The 20926-nt window shown below is 62.3% G+C and carries 13 protein-coding genes; 5 read left to right on the top strand and 8 right to left on the bottom strand.

Annotation, left to right across the window (positions count from 1 at the left end; translation table 11 throughout):
* Positions 1-46 precede the first annotated feature (46 nt).
* The 5 genes from RQX22_RS04510 to RQX22_RS04490 are packed head-to-tail and all read left to right on the top strand — an operon-like array spanning position 47 to position 6538.
* Positions 47-1579: an acyl-CoA carboxylase subunit beta gene (locus RQX22_RS04510; protein WP_315724059.1), complete on the top strand. Its 1533-nt coding sequence runs from the start codon at positions 47-49 to the stop codon at positions 1577-1579.
* Positions 1580-1588: 9 nt separating this feature from the next.
* On the top strand, positions 1589-2008 hold the full coding sequence (gene mce, locus RQX22_RS04505; RefSeq protein WP_315724057.1) for a methylmalonyl-CoA epimerase: 420 nt from the start codon (positions 1589-1591) through the stop codon (positions 2006-2008).
* Complete coding sequence (gene scpA / locus RQX22_RS04500; RefSeq protein WP_410001595.1) at positions 1998-4151, top strand: methylmalonyl-CoA mutase; 2154 nt, start codon at positions 1998-2000, stop codon at positions 4149-4151. The genes mce and scpA overlap by 11 nt, the downstream gene beginning before the upstream one ends.
* Positions 4148-4549 carry a lysozyme inhibitor LprI family protein gene (locus RQX22_RS04495; protein WP_315724053.1) on the top strand — a complete coding sequence of 134 codons (402 nt, stop codon included), beginning with the start codon at positions 4148-4150 and terminating at the stop codon, positions 4547-4549. Before scpA ends, RQX22_RS04495 begins: the two co-directional genes overlap by 4 nt.
* Positions 4550-4552: 3 nt before the next feature.
* Positions 4553-6538: an acetyl/propionyl/methylcrotonyl-CoA carboxylase subunit alpha gene (locus RQX22_RS04490; RefSeq protein WP_315724052.1), complete on the top strand. Its 1986-nt coding sequence runs from the start codon at positions 4553-4555 to the stop codon at positions 6536-6538.
* Positions 6539-6540: 2 nt separating this feature from the next.
* On the opposite strand, the gene RQX22_RS04485 is transcribed toward RQX22_RS04490, so the two are convergent.
* The 8 genes from RQX22_RS04485 to RQX22_RS04450 form a co-directional block, all read right to left on the bottom strand.
* Complete coding sequence (locus RQX22_RS04485) at positions 6541-7029, bottom strand: bactofilin family protein (RefSeq protein ID WP_315724050.1); 489 nt, start codon at positions 7027-7029, stop codon at positions 6541-6543.
* 82 nt (positions 7030-7111) lie between these two features.
* Positions 7112-7564 carry an OsmC family protein gene (locus tag RQX22_RS04480; protein WP_315724048.1) on the bottom strand — a complete coding sequence of 151 codons (453 nt, stop codon included), beginning with the start codon at positions 7562-7564 and terminating at the stop codon, positions 7112-7114.
* Positions 7565-7594: 30 nt separating this feature from the next.
* Positions 7595-11752 (bottom strand): translocation/assembly module TamB domain-containing protein, encoded by a 4158-nt coding sequence (locus RQX22_RS04475; RefSeq protein ID WP_315724046.1) that lies wholly within the window; start codon positions 11750-11752, stop codon positions 7595-7597.
* A gap of 29 nt (positions 11753-11781) precedes the next feature.
* Positions 11782-13602: an autotransporter assembly complex protein TamA gene (locus RQX22_RS04470; RefSeq protein ID WP_315724044.1), complete on the bottom strand. Its 1821-nt coding sequence runs from the start codon at positions 13600-13602 to the stop codon at positions 11782-11784.
* A gap of 375 nt (positions 13603-13977) precedes the next feature.
* On the bottom strand, positions 13978-14211 hold the full coding sequence (locus RQX22_RS04465) for a hypothetical protein (RefSeq protein WP_315724042.1): 234 nt from the start codon (positions 14209-14211) through the stop codon (positions 13978-13980).
* A 277-nt stretch (positions 14212-14488) separates the two neighbouring features.
* Positions 14489-17260: a TonB-dependent receptor domain-containing protein gene (locus RQX22_RS04460; RefSeq protein ID WP_410001602.1), complete on the bottom strand. Its 2772-nt coding sequence runs from the start codon at positions 17258-17260 to the stop codon at positions 14489-14491.
* Positions 17261-17675: 415 nt separating this feature from the next.
* Positions 17676-18788 carry a dipeptidase gene (locus RQX22_RS04455; protein WP_315724038.1) on the bottom strand — a complete coding sequence of 371 codons (1113 nt, stop codon included), beginning with the start codon at positions 18786-18788 and terminating at the stop codon, positions 17676-17678.
* Positions 18789-18896: 108 nt separating this feature from the next.
* Positions 18897-20894 carry a serine hydrolase domain-containing protein gene (locus RQX22_RS04450; protein WP_315724036.1) on the bottom strand — a complete coding sequence of 666 codons (1998 nt, stop codon included), beginning with the start codon at positions 20892-20894 and terminating at the stop codon, positions 18897-18899.
* Positions 20895-20926 lie beyond the last annotated feature (32 nt).

Genomic DNA, 20926 nt, shown 5'->3' with positions numbered 1-20926 from the left:
TCCTGAATTAGGAGTCCCATTCGGAAAAAAGGGGTTTGAGTCGGCTATGGCCACGACGATCGAGGAACTGGAGCAGAGACGGCGGCAAGCCAAGCTCGGAGGCGGCGAGAAGCGCATCGAGGCGCAGCATGCCAAAGGCCGGCTGACGGCGCGCGAACGGCTGCAGGTGCTGCTGGATCCGGACAGCTTCGAAGAATATGACATGTTCGTCGAGCACAATTGCGCCGATTTCGGCATGGAGACCCAGAAATTCCCGGGTGACGGCGTCGTCACCGGATCCGGAACGATCAACGGCCGGCTCGTCTATGTGTTTGCGCAGGATTTTACCGTTTTTGGCGGCAGCTTGAGCGAGCGACATGCCCAGAAGATCACCAAGATCATGGACATGGCGCTGAAGGCCGGCGCGCCGGTGATCGGACTCAACGATAGCGGCGGTGCCCGCATCCAGGAGGGCGTTGCCAGTCTGGGTGGCTATGCCGAGGTTTTTCAGCGCAACGTGCTGGCGAGCGGCGTGGTGCCGCAGATCAGCCTGATCATGGGACCATGTGCGGGCGGTGCGGTTTACTCGCCAGCCATGACGGACTTCATCTTCATGGTGAAGGATTCGAGCTACATGTTCGTGACCGGCCCCGATGTCGTAAAGACCGTCACCAATGAGGTCGTGACCCAGGAGGAGCTTGGCGGCGCGATTACCCACACGACCAAATCAGGCGTCGCAGACGTCGCCTTCGAAAACGATATCGAGGCTCTGCTCGCCACGCGCGACTTCTTCGATTTCCTGCCATTGTCGAATCGCCACGATCTGCCCGAACGGATCTGCACCGATCCCTGGGACCGGCGCGAGGACAGTCTCGACACCCTCATCCCGGACAGTTCGAACAAGCCCTATGACATGCACGAACTCATTCGTAAGGTCGTCGACGAAGGCGACTTCTTCGAAGTCCAGCCCAAGCATGCCGCCAATATCATCATAGGCTTCGGCCGCATCGAAGGCCGGAGCGTCGGCATCGTCGCCAACCAGCCGATGGTGCTGGCTGGCGTGCTCGACATCGCCTCTTCGAAAAAAGCCGGACGTTTCGTCCGCTTCTGCGACGCCTTCGACATCCCGATCATCACCTTCGTCGACGTGCCGGGCTTCCTTCCCGGCGTTGCCCAGGAGCATAATGGGATCATCAAGAACGGCGCCAAATTGCTGTTCGCTTATGCCGAGGCCACCGTTCCGAAGATCACCGTCATCACCCGCAAGGCCTATGGCGGCGCCTATGACGTGATGGCGTCGAAGCACCTACGCGGCGACCTCAATTATGCCTGGCCGACCGCCGAGATCGCGGTGATGGGTCCCAAAGGCGCAGTGGAGATCATCTTCCGAAAGGATATTGGCGATCCCGACAAGATTGCTGCGCGCACCGCCGAATATGAAATGCGCTTCGCCAACCCCTTCGTGGCCGCGTCGAAAGGCTTCATCGACGAAGTCATCATGCCCCATTCGACGCGGCGCCGCATCGCGCTCGGCCTTCGGAAGCTGCGCGACAAACAACTCGAAAATCCGTGGAAGAAGCATGACAATATCCCGCTCTAGGAGCCGCTTATGACCATCGGCCGTCTCAACCATGTCGGAGTGGCGACTCCGTCGATCGAAAAGAGCCTGGCCATCTATCGCGACCTGCTCGGCGCGACGAAGATCCATGAGGCGTTCGACCTGCCACCGCAGGGCGTGCGCGTCTGCTTCGTCGACCTACCGAACAGCCAGATCGAATTGATCGAACCGCTCGGCGAGGCGTCCCCATTGCACAATTTCCTCGCCAAGAATCCGGCGGGCGGGCAGCATCATGTCTGCTTCGAAGTTCCCGACATCCACGCAGCAGCAGCCGACATGGGCGCCAAGGGCGCCAAGATATTGGGCGAACCGCGCATCGGCGCGCATGGCACTCCGGTGATCTTTGTTCATCCCAAGGATATGGGCGGGGTCCTGGTCGAATTGATGGAAAGTCCCCGTGGTGAGCACTGAGAGAAAGCCGACCAAGGCAGACTGGACAGCCGCAGCCGCGAAGGAGGTTAAGGGCAAGGACCTTGCCTGGCACACGCCTGAAGGCATAGAGGTGAAGCCGCTCTATACGGCCGAGGACATTACGGAAATCGATCCGGGCCTGCCTGGCTTCGCGCCGTTCACGCGCGGCGTGCGCGCCTCCATGTATGCCGGCCGCCCCTGGACCATCCGCCAATATGCGGGCTTTTCGACCGCCGAGGAATCGAACGCTTTCTACCGCCGCAACCTCGCCGCCGGCCAAAAGGGCCTTTCCGTCGCCTTCGACCTTGCCACTCACAGAGGCTATGACAGCGACCATCCCCGCGTGACGGGCGATGTGGGCAAGGCTGGCGTTGCAATCGACACGATCGACGACATGAAGATATTGTTTGACGGCATCCCCCTCGACCAGATGTCGGTGTCGATGACGATGAATGGTGCCGTCATCCCGATCCTGGCTTTCTTCATCGTCGCCGGCGAGGAACAAGGCGTTCCCCAGGAGAAACTGGACGGCACGATCCAGAACGACATCCTGAAGGAGTTCATGGTCCGCAATACCTACATCTACCCACCGGACCCTTCGATGCGGATCATCTCCGACATCATCGCCTTTACCTCGGCCAATATGCCGAAGTTCAACTCCATCTCCATTTCCGGCTATCATATGCAGGAAGCCGGGGCGACGCAGGTGCAGGAACTGGCCTTCACCATCGCTGACGGTCGCGAATATGCACTGGCGGCGATCGCGTCGGGGCTCGATATCGATGCCTTCGCCGGACGACTGAGCTTCTTCTTCGCGATCGGCATGAACTTCTTCATGGAGGTCGCGAAGCTCCGCGCGGCGCGCAAGCTGTGGCACCGGATCATGACCGATCTCGGCGCGAAGCAGGAACGGTCGAAGATGCTGCGCACCCATTGCCAGACGTCCGGCGTCTCACTGACGGAACAGGATCCCTACAATAATGTCATCCGCACCACGGTCGAGGCCATGGCGGCGGCGCTAGGCGGAACACAGAGTCTGCACACCAACGCGCTGGACGAAGCAATCGCTTTGCCGACCGACTTCTCGGCCCGAATCGCGCGCAACACGCAATTGGTGCTGCAGGAGGAAACCGGCATCACTCATGTCGTCGATCCCCTGGGTGGCTCTTATTATGTCGAGGCGCTGACGCAGGAATTGTACGACAAGGCCTGGGAAATCATTGAAAGGGTCGAAGCGGAAGGCGGCATGGCCAAAGCGGTTGCCGCCGGCTGGCCTAAAGCCATGATCGAGGAGGCTTCGGCGGCCCGGGCCGCCCGAGTCGATCGCGGAGAAGACGTGATTGTCGGGGTCAATAAATATCTTCTGTCCGAGCAGGACGGCATCGACATTTTGGACGTCGACAATCACGCCGTGCGCGACGCCCAGATCGCCCGCATCCAGCGGGTCAGGTTCGGCCGGGACGAAGCCGCCTGCCAGGCGGCGCTCGATGACCTGCGCGAGGGCGCACGCGGCCAGGACAATCTCCTGGGCCTTGCCGTCGAATGCGCGCGCAAGCGCGCAACGCTTGGCGAGATCTCGCAGGCGATGGAGGATGTTTTCGGCCGCTACGCCACAAACCCGACCCCGGTTTCGGGCGTCTATGGCGGCGCGTATGGCGAGGATCCGCGCTGGACCAGCCTGATCGATGGTGTCGTTTCGATCGGCCGGCGCAAGGGCCGCAAGCCGCGGCTATTGGTCGCCAAGATGGGGCAGGACGGGCACGATAGAGGCGCCAATCTGGTCTCGTCGGCGTTCGGAGACCTCGGCTTCGAAGTGCTGGCGGGCCCGCTGTTCCAAACACCCAAGGAAGCAGCTCAACTGGCTATCAAAGCTGATGTCGACATCGTCGGTGCCTCCAGCCTCGCAGCCGGTCACAAGACCCTGATCCCCGAATTGATCGATCATTTGCGAGAGGCCGGCCGTAGCGATATCAAGGTCGTCGCGGGCGGTGTCATTCCCGCGCAGGATTACCAGTTCCTGCGCGATGCCGGGGTCCAGGGCATTTTCGGCCCCGGCACCAACCTCGTCACCGCCGCCAGCGAGGTACTCGCTTTGCTCGGCCATAACGTCCCGCCCAGCGGCCCCGAGGAGGATCGGGAATGATCTCGATCCTGATACTGGCGGCTGTGGCGACCGCGCAAACGCCTTATGAGGAGCATCATTGCGACGAGCCGATGGCCCAGCAGGATATGAATGCCTGCGCCCAGCTCGATTTCGAGGCTGCGGACAAGGAACTCAATCTGCTCTGGCGCGACGTGATCGGTGCTGCACGCCAAGCGGACAAGGGTCTCGATCGCAACGATGACACGCGGCCGACCCACGAGGCGGCGCTACGCGCCGCGCAGCGTGCCTGGATCCAGTTCCGGGATGCCCATTGCACCTATGAAGGATATGAGATGCGTGGCGGCAGCATGGAGCCCATGCTCTACAGCGGATGCCGCGCCCGGCTGACCCGCGCCCGCATAGCCGAGCTCAAACCCACAGATACGGAATCCCGCTAAGCCATGTTCAAGAAGATATTGATCGCCAATCGCGGCGAAATCGCATGCCGCGTTATCCGCACAGCCAAGAATATGGGGATCGAGACGGTCGCCGTCTATTCCGATGCCGACGCTCGCGCACCCCATGTCGAGATGGCCGACGAGCGTGTGCGCCTCGGCCCGCCGCCAGCCGCCGAATCCTATCTGAATGCGGATCTGATCCTGGAAGCCTGCAAGGCGACAGGCGCCGAGGCGGTGCATCCGGGCTATGGCTTCCTGTCCGAACGTGAGAGCTTCGCCCGCTTGCTCGGCGACAGCGGCATCGCCTTCATCGGCCCGCCCCCCAAGGCGATTGCGGCGATGGGCGACAAGATCGAATCGAAAAAGCTGGCGCAGGCGGCCAATGTCAGCGTCGTGCCCGGCTTCATCGGCGAGATACGCGACACCGACCATGCGGTGGAGATCTCAAATGGCATCACCTATCCGGTGATGATGAAGGCCTCGGCCGGCGGCGGCGGCAAGGGCATGCGCCTCGCTTATTCCGAAAAGGACGTGCGCGAGACGTTCGAGTCGGTTCGCCGCGAAGGCCTGGCCAGCTTTGGCGACGACCGCGTCTTCATCGAGAAGTTCGTAGAGAATCCACGCCATATCGAGATCCAGTTGCTCGGCGATCAGCATGGCAACATGGTCTATCTGGGCGAGCGGGAATGTTCGGTTCAGCGCCGGCACCAGAAGGTGGTCGAGGAAGCGCCCTCCCCCTTCGTCACGCCCGAGATGCGCAAGGCGATGGGCGAGCAGGCCGTCGCTTTGGCCCAGGCCGTCGGCTATTATTCCGCCGGCACGGTCGAGTTCATCGCCGGTGCCGACCGCAGCTTCTATTTCCTCGAAATGAACACGCGCCTCCAGGTCGAGCATCCGGTGACAGAGGAAGTGACCGGTCTCGACCTTGTCGAACAGATGATCCGGGTCGCCGCCGGGGAGAAATTGAGCTTCGCCCAGAAGGACGTGCGGCTCAAGGGTTGGGCCATCGAGGGCCGGGTTTATGCCGAGGATCCCTATCGCGGCTTCCTGCCATCCACCGGTCGCCTGATCCGTTATCGGCCGCCGTCGGAAAAGGAAGGTGTCCGCGTCGACGACGGCGTCGTCGAGGGCGGCGAAGTATCGATGTTCTACGATCCGATGATCGCCAAGCTGGTCACCTATGGCGCGAATCGGGAAGAAGCGATCGACCGCCAGATCGAGGCGCTCGATTCCTTCGCGATCGAAGGCATCGGCCACAATATCGATTTTCTGTCCGCGCTGATGCAGCATCCTCGCTTCCGCGAAGGCGCGCTCACCACAGGCTTCATCGCCGAGGAATATCCGGAGGGTTTCGCGGGCGCTCCGGCCGATCCGCAGCTGGTCCGCGACCTCGCCGTGGTCGCTGGGTTCGTCGCGCTCCAGACCGACAGCCGGGCATGCTCCATCAGCGGACAGCTCGGCGACGACGTGCAACCGCCTGAGGAACACGTCGTGCGGCTGGAGCAGGCCGAGCACCGTCTCCGCTTCGAGCCTTATGAAGGCGGCATTCTGGCACGGCTCGACGATGGCGATCCGATCGATGTGGTTGGCCGCTGGATGCCGGGCAAGCCGGCTTTCAAGGGGCTGATCGACGGCAGGGCGCGCATCGTTCAGGTGGCGCGCCGCGGACGACAATGGCGGCTAACCACGCGAGGCGCCTCGCATGTCGTCGATGTGCTGCCCGCCCATATCGCCGAGCTTTCGCGACATATGATCGAGAAGGTTCCTCCCGACCTTTCCAAATATCTGCTTTGCCCCATGCCCGGCCTGCTCACGGCCCTGCACGTCAAGGCCGGCGATGTCGTGGAGGCAGGTCAGCCGCTTGCCGTCGTGGAAGCCATGAAGATGGAGAATATCCTCCGCGCCGAGAAGGCGGCCACAGTCGCCAAGTTGGAAGCCGAGCCTGGCGACAGCCTGGCCGTGGACGCGGTCATCCTGGAATTCGAATAAGCCTATTCGGCCGCGGCCGCGAGATGGGACGGCGTTCCGAACAGGCCGGGTGCCGGCGTCAGGGTGATTTCCTGTGGCTCGGACCGGCGCCTTGCCGGCGCGGCGGGCTCATCCTCTTTCGCCGTCGAGGCTGCCCCCGCCTTGCAGACGAAGCGGCCTTCCACCTCGGCGCCAGTCGCAACGCTGAGCGTCTCGCAACTGACATCGCCGGTGACCCGCGCCGTCGCTTCCAGCACGACCGTCACGGCGGTGACCGTGCCATCGACGAAACCGGCGAGGCGAGCCTCGTCGGCGATGATGTTGCCCACAATAGTCCCGCTATGCCCTTGGATGAGCATGTGACACTTCACATCGCCGTCCACGCGGCCATCGATATGAAATTGTGCGGAGGTCGCGATGCCCCCGGTGATCATGGCCTCGGCCCCGATATAAGACAGGCTGGCGCTCTGCTTGCGCCGGTCGACCGGCACCTTCTGGCTGGCTGTAAACATGTTCGTGCCTCCCCGCACCCGAGTCGCATCATCGCCTGATCGTCAGTATCGATCAAGCGGGCGGAGGCCATGCCAAAACGATTCAGAATTCGACGAGGATTTCCGTGCGCAGGGAATTGGCGATGAAGCATTTTTCATGCGCAGCGTCGTGCATGCGGCGTGCCAGCGACGGATCCGGCGGATCGCCCGCATAGGCGATCTTGGGCCGCAGGACGATTCGCGTCATGCCGATTCGGCCGCGTTCGTCCCGGCCCATCCGCCCGGTCGCCTCATCCTCGTAGCGCAGCACATCGAACCCTTCCTCCTGCGCGAGCGACAGAAACCAGAGCATGTGGCAGGAAGAAACGGAGGCGATCAAGGCTTCCTCCGGATCGACGCCGCCGGGATCGGACATGGGCAGCGGCACGACATGGGGCGAGGAGGAAGCGGGCACGACAGCGCCGCCGTCGAAGATCCAGCGATGCGCCCGGCTGTAGCGGCCGCTGCGGAACTCGCCATCCGACGCCCAATTCAATCTCGCCTTGTAATCCGCCATGTCTGCCCCCGCTAAAAGTCGCTCTGATCGCTAATAGTCTTTCGATATTCGAATATTGACGCTTTCCCGCCCGATGGTCGAGATGCTCGACAGAAGCGATAGCCACCGTGTGATCTGATATTCGACAAGCGTCGCGGAATAGCCGCGTCCGTCGGTCACCACCTCAACATAGACCCGCCGGCCGAGATATTTACCAGCGCCGATCGCCGTACCCTGCCCCGTCGAAATATCGGCGGGGACGATTCGGAGGCGGTCGAGCCCTGTGGCGGAGCGGACGGCGTTGATCGGATCGAGGCCGCCGCCGCTATCGTTGAGCGCGGCGACGGCGGCGGCGAGCTGCAGGGCTTCGGGGGCCGACAGGCTGGTGATCGAGGTCCCGAAAAGCAAACGGCTGAGCAGTTCGTCCTGCGGCAAGGCCAGCGTGCTGGTGAAGGCGATTTCCGGCTTCTGGCCACGGCCGGTCACGCGGATGATCGCATTCAATCCCTGCACCCCACCTTCGGCCGTGATGTCGAGCACCGGATTGATCGGTGATTCGCCGAGGAATCGGATCTTCCCCCGCTCCAGATCGAAACGGCGTCCTGCGAAGTCGTAGCTCCCCCGGACCAAGTTGGCGTCGCCTTCGATCCGCGGCTCCGTCACGGTTCCTCTGATCTTGAGGTCCGCGCTCCATTCACTGTTGATGCCAAGACCCGTGACCATCAAGCGGTTGCGCGCATTCACGTCCAGATCGAGCTTCCAGGGTGACGATCGGCGGGGTGGCGGCCCCTCTTCGTCGGGCCGGTTCACCTCCCGGACCTCGAGCCGCGGCAGCCGCGCTGCGGTGGTGGCGCTGCCGAGCCTGAAGCTGCCGCTCGTCAGCTGCACCTGGCCAGATATCGTGCCAGCGCCGCCGTCCGACCGGATGGCGATGGGGCCCGTGACCTGCGCCCTGAGATCGTCGCGATCGATCAGCTGGGCCTGGTCGGTCTGGAGAGTCACATTCATCGCGAAGCCCCGCTCTGCCGCCAGATCGAACATGCCCCGCCCGGAGACGGTGCCGTCCCGCTTGGTCGTGCCGCTGAACGTGTCGAGCATCAGGCGCGAGCCGTCGAAGCGGCCGCCCGCCCGTACATTGTCCAGGACCATCCCCGTGACTGCGCTTTCCACCCGGGCCTTTTCGGCTCGCAACGAACCCCGAATCGCCGGATCGCGGAGACTTCCTGTAAGATCGGCGCCGATCGCTACCGGGCCGCTGACGTCGAGCAATTCGATCCCGGTCAGCCGCCACAAGGTGTCGGCGGGGCCGTTGTAGCGCAACTGGGCTGCCAGGGGGGCACGGCTGAGCCGGTCGCCGATCGCGCCGCTGCCCGGCACTGGGGAAAGCCGGGCCTGGGCGCGGCCGATGGTCCGCCCTTCGCTGACTGCCACGGCACGCATCGCCGCATTGCGTCCGTCGAGCTTTGCGACGAGGCCGATATCGACGGGCTTGGAAGACAGGACAAGGCCGGAACGCGTCAGGCCGCGAACACGGATGTCGGCTGATCCCGTCGGCGTGCCATTTAGCTTGGGGAGGGCATAGCGGAAGGTTCCCGAAGCCATCCCGCCCAGGCCGAGCCCGGGCGAGGCGATATCGAGGACGGTGAGCGGCATCCCCTGCAGTCGGGCGTCAATCTCCGTGCGCGATCCGTCGAATAGTCCGGACAGCGCAGCGCTGCCCCCTTCGAAATCAATCGTGGCCGAGGAAAGCCGCCAACCATCCTCGGCACGGACCAACAATGCCGGTTCGGTCAACCGGATCGGGCGCCGATCCACGGTACCGCCGCCCGTCAGCCGCACCCGTCCGGGCGCGAAATCCACCGCCGTGCGGAGGGCGAATGCGCGGCCACGCGTCCCCGAAATATCGATGCTGATTCGACCGGTGCCGGCGCGCATTTCCCCTGTCGCATTGAGATTGGCGAGAGAAAGCGCACCTCGGCTGAGTCCCCGCGCCGTCAGCGTGCCGCGCATCGACATTCCCGCCGGGTCGAGCAGGACCACGCCTTCAAGCCTGCCGCTGCGAAGGGCGATCGGCGGTGGCCCGGCGAAGCGAGCGTCGGCGGCGCTGATATCGGCGGCGATGCGCTGGACGTCCCGGACGGGATCGAAGGCCAAGCTGCCCCGCAGGCCCCCGCCCGAAATTTCCAGCCGTCCGGTGAAACCGCCCGGATCCGAGCGAAGCGTCCCGGCCGCGACCATGTTCGACAGGTGAAGCACGGTGATCCTAACCAAGGCCGGCTGACCACGCGGAAGGAGAATGGCGCCGTTCGAGGTAAAGGGACCGAGCGTCGACATCCCCGCCGCGCGATAGGCGAAGCCTTGTTCCGTCGGGTCCAGGTTGAGCACGACATCGGCAAGGCCAAGCGCTTCATTGGGCCGCGCCAACCGAATCGCCATTTTCGGCCGGTCGATACGACCATCCAGAGCCAGCGCGAACGGCCCATATCGGCTTTGGCGCCCATTGCCTTCGAACAGGAACGTTCCGTCCCGGCGGCGAAAGCCGCTTCCGGCTATGGATATTGACGGTGCCACCAGCCGCAGGTTGCGGAAATGGAGGATATTGTCGGCAGCGCGGACGAGGTCCGTCTCGATCTGCGGCAAGCCGCCTGCAAGACCTGCCAGGAATTTGTTGTCTAAGCGGCGAACCCACGCCCGCCCCTTGCCTGTCACCAGAGTCCCGCGTCCGCCTTGTCCGGGAACCACCTTCAGCTCCGTCGCCACATCGACAATGCCGAGCCCGGGAATGAAATAGCGGGTGAGGCCTCCGGAAAGGATCACATCATATCGCCCCGTGACAAGATCGACGAGCAGACTGAGCCGCCCCTTCAGCTTGTCCGAGGTCAGGCTGAGGCCGTCGCCGACAAGCCGTTGGCGGGTCACCTTGAGCTGTCCCCGGACCCGCAAATTAGCCAGAATCCCTCCGGCGACATCACCGACCCCCGTCACGCGCCGAGCTGTGAGCAGGATCGGCACCGCGACCGGCGGCTTCGACAGGCGCCCTCTCCCTTCGGCGCGGACCTGCTCAAAACCGGTCTTGTCGAAGGCGACGCGCGACGCCGTCAGCCGGTAGGCGAAGCGCGCCCGCGCGAACGGGCCATCAAGCAATGCGGCCAACCTGATATCCCGACCGGTCATGTTCGGAAACAAGGCGCTCGGACGCAGCAGATCGACCGCGAAGGCGACACCGCCGAAGCCGCTGGCGGCCAGATCGACCCTTCCCTTCGCCTCCGCCTTCAGCGCCGCGGAACGAAAGGACAGGTTTCCGGCCAGTTGCCGATCCGCCAGCGAGGCCCTTCCGTTGAGCAGAAGTCGCGGGCCGGTGAGCCTCGACAGCTTTCCGGTCAGGAATTGCGACGGCGCCATCCAGCCCGACAGCGCATAATTTCCGGATTCGGCATTGAGGTCGAAGCTGGCGGTGCGCCGGCCGCTCAGATCGAGTCTGGCCGTTCCCGCCCACGCGCTCCAGCGCCCGTCGCCCTTGACGACAAGGCCGACCGGGCGCCGCGTCCCCACCAAGGCGCCGACGAGGCTATTGGCCGGGGCAGCAAGATTCAGGTCGAGGTCGAAATGGTCGCGATCGGGCTCGGCATCCAGCGTGACGGCAAGCCGTTCGCCACTGCCTTTCACCGCGACGTCGAGATCGACCATGGCACGTCCGGAGCGAATGTCGGCTTTGCCAGCGACGCTTGCCAGCCTCTGCTGACCAGTGACTGCGACTCCGACCCGCAATTGCGCGACGGCAAGCCGGCCGATGCGGATATCGAATTCAGGGAGAATCGGTTTGGGTTCCGCGCTCGGCCGAAGCACTGGCAGCCGATGGAGATCGACCAGAGCCGATTGCAGACCGTCAATGTCCAGCCGGTTGGCGATCAAGGCGACCGGTTGCCAATCCAGCCGGATCAGCGGCGATTCCGCGAAAAGCCCCTGAGGATCATAGAGGCGGACGTCGCGCAATCTCGTGTCGCCCCAGATCGAACCTTCGATCCGCCCGATCCGGATCTTGAGACCGGACGACGGCGCTATGGCGGCGATGCGGTCTGCGATGAAGCGATGCCCGGGGCCGGTGTCGAGCAGAATGACGAGCGTCGCGGCCGCCAGCATCACCAGCAAAAGCAGGATGAGGGCGGCCTTCGCAAGGAAGGATGGCCAGGGCCGGGCCCGCCGCTTCATTGCCACCTGCTCGGGCAGGTTCTCAAGCATCAGAAGGCTTGGCCCAAAGATACGTAGACCGCGACCCGCGCGTCACCACGCCGACGATTGAGCGGCGTTCCGACATCCACGCGCACTGGTCCGAAATTGGTATGGTAGCGGATGCCGATGCCGGCACCGAAGCGCAGAGCGTCGAGCGCGGGCAGAGGCGAAGTGTAGATGTTGCCGGCATCGATGAAGGGGACGATCCCGAAATTACCCATCCGCACCCGCGCTTCGATCGAGAATTCGGCAAGGCTGCGGCCGCCGATCGGATCGTCGAACACGGGATCGCGCGGGCCCAGGCGCTGGAATCCATAGCCCCTGACCGACCCGCCGCCGCCGGCGTAGAAACGCCGCGACGGTGCGATCCGATCGCGGCCGGCACCGACGATCGTTCCGAGCCGGGCCCGACCCGCAATCACCAGCTTGTCCGAAAGGGGCTGGTAGTAGCTGGCGTCGATTTGCGCACGGGCATAGCCGAAGGCACCGGATTGGAGAGATGCCTCGGGCGAGAAGCGACCAGCGAGACGAAAGCCTTGGGTGGGATCGAGCAGATCGTTCGACCCATCATAGGAAAGCATAGCCGGCAAGGCGCCGATGAAAAAAGTCCGGCGGCGCGTCGTGCCGCTATCCACGTCCACGTCGCGTTCGTCGCTGGTGATCAGCTCGGCGCCGACCGACCAGGTCCATTTCTTCTGCCAGATCAAATTGGTCTGGCGCTCGATGCCCCCCGCCATGAGGAACGTGTGCGCTTCATAGGCAGCGCGATCGATGTGACTTGCGGCGACCTGCGTGTTCAACACCTGATCGCGCCGCCCGAAATTTCCTCGGCGAAGAATCGCGCCGACCAATTGCTCGCGCGTGCCGAGGACGCCGCGAAACGTCACCGCTCCCTCGGGCGGAAGCAGGTTGCGATGCTGCCAGCTCGCTTCGACCCTGATCCCCTCACCTGTACCGTAGCCGGCCTGGCCGGCGACGGTACGGATCGGCGCGCGATCGAGCTTCACCGCGATGTCCACGACCTTCGGATCTTCGGAGGACACCGGCTGGACCGTGATCGAGGAAACGAGGCCGGTCGCGATAAGTGCCCGACGCAAATCGTCCAGAAGCTCCGCCTCGAAGCGGTCGCCGGGCCGAAAGCGCGCAATCGTCTGGATATGGGCCGCGCTGAACAGACGGCGTCCCTCCACCCGAATGCGTCCGAACTGGCGCGCGCCGTTCGGTTTCACCGGCAGGACCAGGCTGGCCGTTCGCTCTTCATGGTCGACGACGATGTCGAGTTTGCCGACCTCGGCGAAGGCATAGCCACGGCGGCCGAGTTCCAGCCGAAGCGCCGCTTCGCCGGCGGTCACCGCTGCGGCATCGACCGGTTCATGTGGATCCACTGCGAACGCTTCGCGCAACGCGCCCGCATCCTCACCCGCTTTTTCGATGCCGGGCAGGCGCACGTCCGAAAAGCGATAGAGCGGTCCGGGCTGGACCTCCAAGACGACCAGCAGCCTCGTTCCGGCCGATCCAGGCTCGATGCGCGTAGCGACGAGCGCGTCATAATAGCCGTGGCTCCGCAACAATTCGCCGAGCGTCTCGGCGTCCGCCCGCGCGCGCCGGTCGATTTGCGCCGCATTGGCCGGGTCGTCGCGATTGAGCTCCAGGGTCGAAAGAGGCAGGAACTGCTGGACCAGCCCACCCCCCAAGTCGTCCAGCCCCACGATCGACAAGGAATAGGATCGCTCGGCCGAAGCATCGGCCAGCCCCTGCTGGGGCATGTCCGCAATCACCTCGTCCGTTTCGGTGTCCATGTCCGGCCATTCGAGGTCCAAATCGGGCATCGGATCCATCGGCGCGGACGGATCGAGCGGCGAATTCAATTCGCTGAACGGATCTTGTGGCTGCGCAAGCGCCGCTCCCGGGCAAAAAATGAGGGCGGAGGCAGCCAGCAAGACCACCACGCGCCGCCGCGCAGCGACTTGCAACATAAGGAGAATCTAGCCGTCCCCGCTGCTCCCGACCAGAGTTATTTCAAGGCAGATGGAATTGTTAGACGACTCGGAAATAGCGAAAAACGAAGAAAAACCAGGCTCGCTTTCGGTTCAATCAACCGTTGCCGAATCTGACCTGATCGTGTCGATATCGGAATCGAAAATCATTCAGCGACGAGACGTAATGATCCGCTTGCTGACCATCGACCATCCAAGCCCAGCCGATCAGTTGTGGGCGGTTGCCGCATTCTCGATATAGGTCTGTGTCTGGCCCGCAACCGTCTGGCCCGCGAGCCACAGCAGCCAGGCGACAAAATAAAGAAGCGCCGCAACGCCAAGCGCACCCAGCACCCCGATGCCGAACATGGCGATCTGGGTCAGGAGATTACGCTTGCGGGCGCGCTCGCGATATTCCCGCTGCCCGGGAAATTGCAGATTGTCGCGTTCCGCATATGCCATTCGTCTCTCCCGTCACGGCATTGGAGCAAAGTGCCGCGACCGCCCGCCGATTTATCCGTTAAGCGGCGGTTCAAACTCTAAAGGAGCACAGTTAGAGCGAGTCATCAAGACCTTATCAACGCATGACGCCGGCCAAAGGCTGCAGACCACGAACGTCTCATGCCGGAACAGAGTGGGCGCGGAACGTGAAACGAGCGGCAATCCTGCGATTGCCGCCCGCCTTATTCCCACGCGACAGACTTCCGTCGCTCACGCACGAGATCTTCGGTCTAAAAAATCAGAAGTTAACCTTGGCACCGAAGGAGAAATAACGGCCCATGATATCATAATGATAGGTACCCTGAAGCACCAGAGGCGGAGCACGGTCAAACAAGTTGGAGACATTGCCGAAGAAAGTAAACTTATCCATCACTTTGAACTGCGCGCCGATATCCACATAGGTCCGCGATCCGACGTCGTTATTAGCAATAACGTTCACGAGGTCGTAGCTGAATACGCCGCCGCCCACATAACGGACGCGTGCATCCAAGCCAAATACGTCATCCTGGTAAGTGGCACTGAACGTGCCCCGCCATTTCGGAACGCCAAGATTGAGATCGCCCACTTCGCCAGCTCGCTCCTGTCGTCCACCAGGCAGTAATGTGTCGAACACATATTTGTTGACGTGCGTGGCAAGTGCCCGGAAGCGCAAAGTGCCTTGCTTGTCACCCGCAATTTGAGAAACGGGCAGCACATAGGCCGCTTCGAAATCGAAGCCCCTCGTCTCGAAGCGCGCAATATTCTGGGAGTTGGAGAAGACGGTCTCGAGCGTCCCGGTCACGGGGTTGCGAATGATTGCATCGCAGGCCGACTGCAGACCACCGGCGCACAACGCCGTGAGTTCCGTCGGGCCCAAGGTCGTGATGGCACCTTTGATCTTGATGTCGAAAAAATCGACCGACAAGCTCAGGCCACGAAGGAAAGATGGCGAATAAGATCCGCCCAAAGTTAGCGTGCTGCTCACCTCCGGGTTAAGATCCGGGTTGCCGCCCGAGAAGAGCGTCACCGTCGCCGGATTGGGGTTATACTGCGGATGATTTCGCCCCGCCGTGTCCTGGTCAGCCACGGCGCCGATATTGATATTCTGGGTCGTAAACAGATCGGAAATATTCGGCGAGCGGATATCGCGCGACCGGGTAGCGCGCAGCAGCAAATCGTTGAACAAGCGGGCGGTGCCACCGACCTTCCACGACCAGATGCCGCCGCTATTGCTATAATCTGAATAGCGGGCAGCGCCGTTAAACTCGAGCTTGAACGATTCCACGTCGAGCAACGGGAGCACGATTTCGGCAAAACCCTCCTTGACATTGAAGCCACCGTTAAGTTCGCTAGTGTAGACTGGCAGACCAAACCCGCCGGCAAGCGTCTCAGCAGGACGGGTCGTGGTGATTTCTTCCCAACGCGCTTCCGCGCCGACGGCCATGGTGACCGGGCCTGCCCATAAAGAGAAAAGATCACCCTGGATCTGGATGCCGGCCGAATCCAGTTTTTGGACGCTACGCTGGCCTTGATCGCCGGTGACATAGTCTTGTGCCTCGGCCGACGCATTGCCCACGCCGAATATATTCAGCGGGCGACATGCGGGATCATTGTTGGTCGGGTCCGCGTCAGCATTCACACGGCACACGACCTGCCCACCGCTCACAACCGCATCGGTGGCGCGCGCGAAATTCGCCGCCAATCGGCTGTCACGCAGATACTGCTCGTCGTCGATTTCGCCATGACTGAAATGAGCGCTATATTTCCAACCATTACCGAAGGAGCCGTCCACGCCGATTGCGCCTTCGATGCTCTGGCGCTCGGCGTCGAAAACAAGTTCGAGGACATCCTCATAAGACCGGCTCAGTTCGAAGCTGGTCTCGCCGGCCGCCGCTAATTGATCCCGGATGGACTGCGAAAGGAATGCATTGTCGGCCTGGACGACAAGCGGGCCACCGCCAAAGTCACCCGGCGCCAGGAAGTCCGGGAAGAAATTGTAGTTCGTCTTGGTTTTTGCGTAGGCAGCGTCAGCCCAGATTGTGGCATCACCAATATCGTAGCTGACACGCGCATAGCTACTGAAGCGCTTGTTCGGCGAGGCTGCATAAAGATTGTCGAACAGGCTGGAAGCATCCTCGCCGCCAATGCCGTTCGCAGCGGGGCCGCGATAAGGACGCAGCGTCCCGTCGTTGTTGAAGGTCTGGCCGGCGAGAATGCCGGTGGTGATCAGACCCGTTGTGCTTCGTGCCGAGTTCAGATCATCGGCGATGACAAGTTCGCCATCGACGACGGTAAGGCCGGGCGCGCGCAGGCCGGGGCGCGACAAGCGCGCACGCGGCGACAAACCCTTATCGTCTAAATATTCGGCGCCGATCATGAAATGCCCGTTACCGCCGGCGAAATGCGTGCCGAAGGAGCCGTCAAAGCGATAACGCGCACCATCGCCGCGCGAGGATATGCCGGTCTCAGCTCCGAGCTGCAGGCCTTCCAGATCATCGTTGAGGATGATGTTGACGACGCCGGCGACGGCGCCGGAGCCCCATGCCGCGGAAGCGCCGCCGGTGACGACTTCGAGCCGCTCCACCAGATTCAGTGGTACGAAGTTCAAATTGTTGGCGCCCACGAAACGACGGCCATTGATCAGGGTCAAAGTGCGGTCGATGCCGAGGCCGCGAAGATCCACCGGAGCCGAGCCTGCCCCAGTGTTGCCGACGGTAGTAGCGGGGCTGACCGTGGCACGAACCGACGGCTGGTCCGCTAGGACCTGCTGAAGGCTAACTGGTGCGCCTTGGCGCAACTCGGTGTCGCCGATCACTGTCGTCGGGGTCGGCTGGTCGAACCCTGCCCGCTCGATGCGCGAGCCGGTGACGACGATTTCATTCTCATTGCCGCTCTCGCCAAGGCCGGCTTCCTCGGCTGGCGAGTCCTGATCAGCCGCGGACGGTTGCGCGTAGGCGGCATTGGCATGGCCGAGCGCCAGTGCCAGCGCCATCGCGCTGCCTCCACGAAAGAAGGTCTTGTTCACTCCCATGGAACTATTGCGCATTGTATTCCCCCCCTTGTTGTAAGTTAACAGGCAGTCGACGCGCTTTTTTGAGGTTCGGTCGGTGTCGCCGAACAGGCCCGACCCATGATTAGGATGACCAATTCAAACAACGACAACGATGTTCAAAACTCTACTTTTCATCGCGCAATTAAAAGGCGTGAAAGTAGCGTTTTGCTGTGTTAGCACAGCAACCCCCCTATCTTCACGGGTCATTTTGTCACCTTCTCACCTGAGGACAAGAGTTTTCCGCTGAGCAATAGCTTTCCGCAGCAAATGTGGCAAAAAGGCATCAGGTATCGTGTTAATACAGCAACACTCTAACGAGGCTGCCGTACTATGGGGGACCGGTGCTGCTATCGAAAAATAAGAAAGGATTCCAATCGTCTCGATTGGAACATCTTCACTTCCAGGTGCTGCCGAGCAATCTCTGGAAATTACCGCCCAGCACCGCCTTGATATTGGCATCCGAATATTTGCGGCGGATCAGCTCTTCCGTGAGGTCGAATATCTTCTTGGGATGATCGAATCCATCCGTGTCGATCTTGTCGCGGAAGGCGTAGCTGTCCTTGTAGGCCGCACGGATCATCTTCTGCATTTCTGGCGACATGTCGTCATAGCCGTTCAGGTCCGCGTCAGATCCGACCCCGACATGGTCGATCCCGACCAGCTTCACGACATGGTCGATATGGTCGACCATGTCGACGATCGTCGTCGGCTCTTTCTTGCTGATGAACATGCGGACGCCGGTAATGCCCATCACGCCGCCCTTCTTGGCGAGCGCGATGATCGCCTCGTCCGTCTTGACGCGGGGATGATCGACCAGCGCGCGGCAATTGCTGTGGGTGAAGGCGATCGGCACCGGGGAGAGTTCGATGGCGTCCAGGGTGGTCCTGTCGCCGCTGTGCGACACGTCGACCAGCATGCCGGCTTCGTTCATCGCCTTGATGATCGCGACGCCGAAATCGCTGACGCCGCCATCGACGCGATCGGTCGAACCCGATCCGATCCGGTTCTGGCTGTTATAGGTGAGCTGGGAGCAGCGCTGGCCGAGGTCGTAAAAGGCCTGGACGTCCTGCGGTCGGCGGAAATGCTCGCTATTCTGAAGGCCCATGATGACGGCGCATTTGTTCTCCGCCTTGGCCCGGACCATGTCCGACACCCGGGACACACCGCTGAACACGTGGGAATTGACGGCGACGAAATTGTTCCAGGTCGCGAAGAACGCCAAGGCATTCTCATAGGCGTTGGGACCGCCGCTGCCGACGGCATGATGGAAGGCGTTGATGCCACTCGCCCTGAATTCCGCTGCATCCTTCTCGCTGAGCGGTTTCTTCGAAAATTCGTCCATATCGATTTTCAGTGGTCCGAGCATGTCGATGACCAAGGAGGATCGTACGAGATCGACCGCACGCTTCGAATAGGTCCGCTGGGTCTGGGCAAAGAGCCGGTACTGGCCGAAATTGACCATTGGAAACCCTGCCGCGCCTGCGGTGACGGCGGCTCCCACCAGCATCTGGCGCCGCGAGATTGGTGAACGTGCCGTCACGAGGATACTCCGAGTCAGTAGTCTTCAAACAAAAGGCCGCCCGCTCCTCCCGGACCGGGCGGCCGACGAAGGAGATCAGAATTCGGTCGCCAGACCGATCAGGTGGAAGAACAATGCCACCCATAGGATGAAGAACCCGGCCACCGCCAGCAGGACCGACCAGAGCTTCGCGAACCATCCGCTGTCGCTCTTCAAGACCCGCCAGGCATTCCACAATGCCAAGGCGAACAAGCCGACGAAGCCGATCGCGCCAAGGATCTGCAGCAGCAGGAACATCGCGGTCAAACCCCCTCCGCCTTCGAGGCCGCCGCTCAGGAGTAGCATCCAGCCGACCGGAACGAGTACCACCAGCCAGGCCGCGGCGCGAAGCAGCCGGTAACGCTTCCGGTCCGTTCCCTGCAGCGCCAGCGTCGCTCCGTAGCGTCGTCTGGCAATCGCCCCGACCGGCCAGGAGAGGGCCGTCAACAGGACGATGACCATGCTCACGATCAGCACAGGCATCAACCAGCTGCTGCTCCGATACCAAGGCGTGCGATCGAAGACCATGATCGGGCCGAAGCTGCTGAACGTCCAGCGCACGACCTTGCCATTCTCGACCTTACCTCCGATCCGCTCATTGCCATCCATCGATTCCCATACGAAGGGCTCGACCTCGACCCATTTGCGGGGCTCGCCGGCAAGATTGGTCACGGCGGGCACTTGCAGCTCGCCCTTGTCGTTGACGCTGATCTTCACCTGACCCATCAAGTTCATGAAATCGAAGAAGCTACTCGAAGGCCGGCGGCTGCCCGTATAGGTGCCGGTCATCATCCGGGCATGTTCACGTGCGGTGGAGAGCGCCACCGGAGCCGGCTTCGGTTCCGGGAAATAGCGATCGGCGAAACCCTCGATCAGGGCGGTCCGGAGTGGACCCGATACACCATCCTTGCCGGAGCTGTTGATCGACATGAACATGCCGACATTCTCGTTCGGGAAAAGCCACAGATAGGAATGGAACCAGGCCGTATCGCCACCATGGCCGATCGTCGTCCTGCCGTTGATCTTCTGCTCCCAGAAGCCGAGCGCGTGCCGGTTCAGGCCAGGAATGACCTCTTGCCGATAATCGTGCATCAATCGCGCGGTTTCCGGCTTCATCAGCGCCCCGCCCTGGTTCAGATGCGCGATCATGAACCTGGCCATGTCCACGCCGCTCGCAGCGCCGCTGCCCGCCGGGGCCAGCGTGACGAGCTCATATGGCTTGGGTTCGCCCGAAGCCAGGGCATAGCCCTTGGACATGAAAGGCTGAAGCGCGGCCGGAAGCGGCTGGCGGACGGTCGAATGGGCCATGCCCAGCCGATCGAAGATGTTGCGCTGGATATAATCGTCGAAGGGCACGCCCGAGACGCGCTCGACAACATAGCCGGCGAGAGCGGTGGCATAATTGGAATAAGCAGGGGTGGATCCCGGCGCGTAGATGCGGTGGGGAACCCATTTCTTCAGCATCTCGCCGACCGGCCTGACCTCCCATTTATCGACGATCAGGTTGCGGAAGCGCTCCTCGAATCCAGGCGTGTGCGTCATGATGTTGCGCATCGTGATCGGCTTGCCGTCGCGCGGCGGGATCTTGAAATCGAGATATTTGTTCACGTCGGCATCGAGGTCGATCTTGCCCTGCTCGACCATCTGCATGACCGCAGTCCAGGCAAAAAGCTTGGAGACCGATCCCGGCCGGAACATCGTGGTGGCCGGATCGACCGGCTTGCGGGCGGCGACATCGGAATAGCCGAAGCCGCGCTGCGTCACGATCTGGCCGTCCTTGACGACAACCACGACCGCGCCGGCAATATCGCCGCGGGCAAGCGCATAAGGCATGAAGCCGTCGAGCCAGACATTGAGGTCCTGCGCTTCGATCTGCGCGCCACCGCTCGGCTGGCCGGTCGTCGGCGGGAGTGCCGCGCTCGCGGCCTCGGCGGGTGCGGCCTTTGGCTGGGCCGGTTGCAGCGCGTCCGGACCCTGCGCCATCAACGGCAGCGCGATCAAGGACAACAGGGCCGTCAGGCCCGCGGCTAGCAGCTTCTTGGAATGCGCGAACATCCGCTCCCCCTCTTTCTGGTTATTCGATTTAT

Source organism: Sphingosinicella rhizophila, from assembly GCF_032378825.1.
Classification (GTDB): domain Bacteria; phylum Pseudomonadota; class Alphaproteobacteria; order Sphingomonadales; family Sphingomonadaceae; genus Allosphingosinicella; species Allosphingosinicella rhizophila.
Note: the sequence above shows the minus strand (reverse complement) of the source record. Positions and strands in the feature narration are given on the sequence as shown.

What these genes read in the sequence shown, in the direction of transcription:
- RQX22_RS04510 (WP_315724059.1), top strand. Translation starts at nt 47, where the DNA reads ATGGCCACGACGATCGAGGAACTGGAGCAGAGACGGCGGCAAGCCAAG.
- mce (WP_315724057.1), top strand. Translation starts at nt 1,589, where the DNA reads ATGACCATCGGCCGTCTCAACCATGTCGGAGTGGCGACTCCGTCGATC.
- RQX22_RS04495 (WP_315724053.1), top strand. Translation starts at nt 4,148, where the DNA reads ATGATCTCGATCCTGATACTGGCGGCTGTGGCGACCGCGCAAACGCCT.
- RQX22_RS04490 (WP_315724052.1), top strand. Translation starts at nt 4,553, where the DNA reads ATGTTCAAGAAGATATTGATCGCCAATCGCGGCGAAATCGCATGCCGC.
- RQX22_RS04485 (WP_315724050.1), bottom strand. Translation starts at nt 7,029, where the DNA reads ATGTTTACAGCCAGCCAGAAGGTGCCGGTCGACCGGCGCAAGCAGAGC.
- RQX22_RS04480 (WP_315724048.1), bottom strand. Translation starts at nt 7,564, where the DNA reads ATGGCGGATTACAAGGCGAGATTGAATTGGGCGTCGGATGGCGAGTTC.
- RQX22_RS04475 (WP_315724046.1), bottom strand. Translation starts at nt 11,752, where the DNA reads ATGAAGCGGCGGGCCCGGCCCTGGCCATCCTTCCTTGCGAAGGCCGCC.
- RQX22_RS04470 (WP_315724044.1), bottom strand. Translation starts at nt 13,602, where the DNA reads ATGCCCGATTTGGACCTCGAATGGCCGGACATGGACACCGAAACGGAC.
- RQX22_RS04465 (WP_315724042.1), bottom strand. Translation starts at nt 14,211, where the DNA reads ATGGCATATGCGGAACGCGACAATCTGCAATTTCCCGGGCAGCGGGAA.
- RQX22_RS04460 (WP_410001602.1), bottom strand. Translation starts at nt 17,260, where the DNA reads ATGGGAGTGAACAAGACCTTCTTTCGTGGAGGCAGCGCGATGGCGCTG.
- RQX22_RS04455 (WP_315724038.1), bottom strand. Translation starts at nt 18,788, where the DNA reads ATGCTGGTGGGAGCCGCCGTCACCGCAGGCGCGGCAGGGTTTCCAATG.
- RQX22_RS04450 (WP_315724036.1), bottom strand. Translation starts at nt 20,894, where the DNA reads ATGTTCGCGCATTCCAAGAAGCTGCTAGCCGCGGGCCTGACGGCCCTG.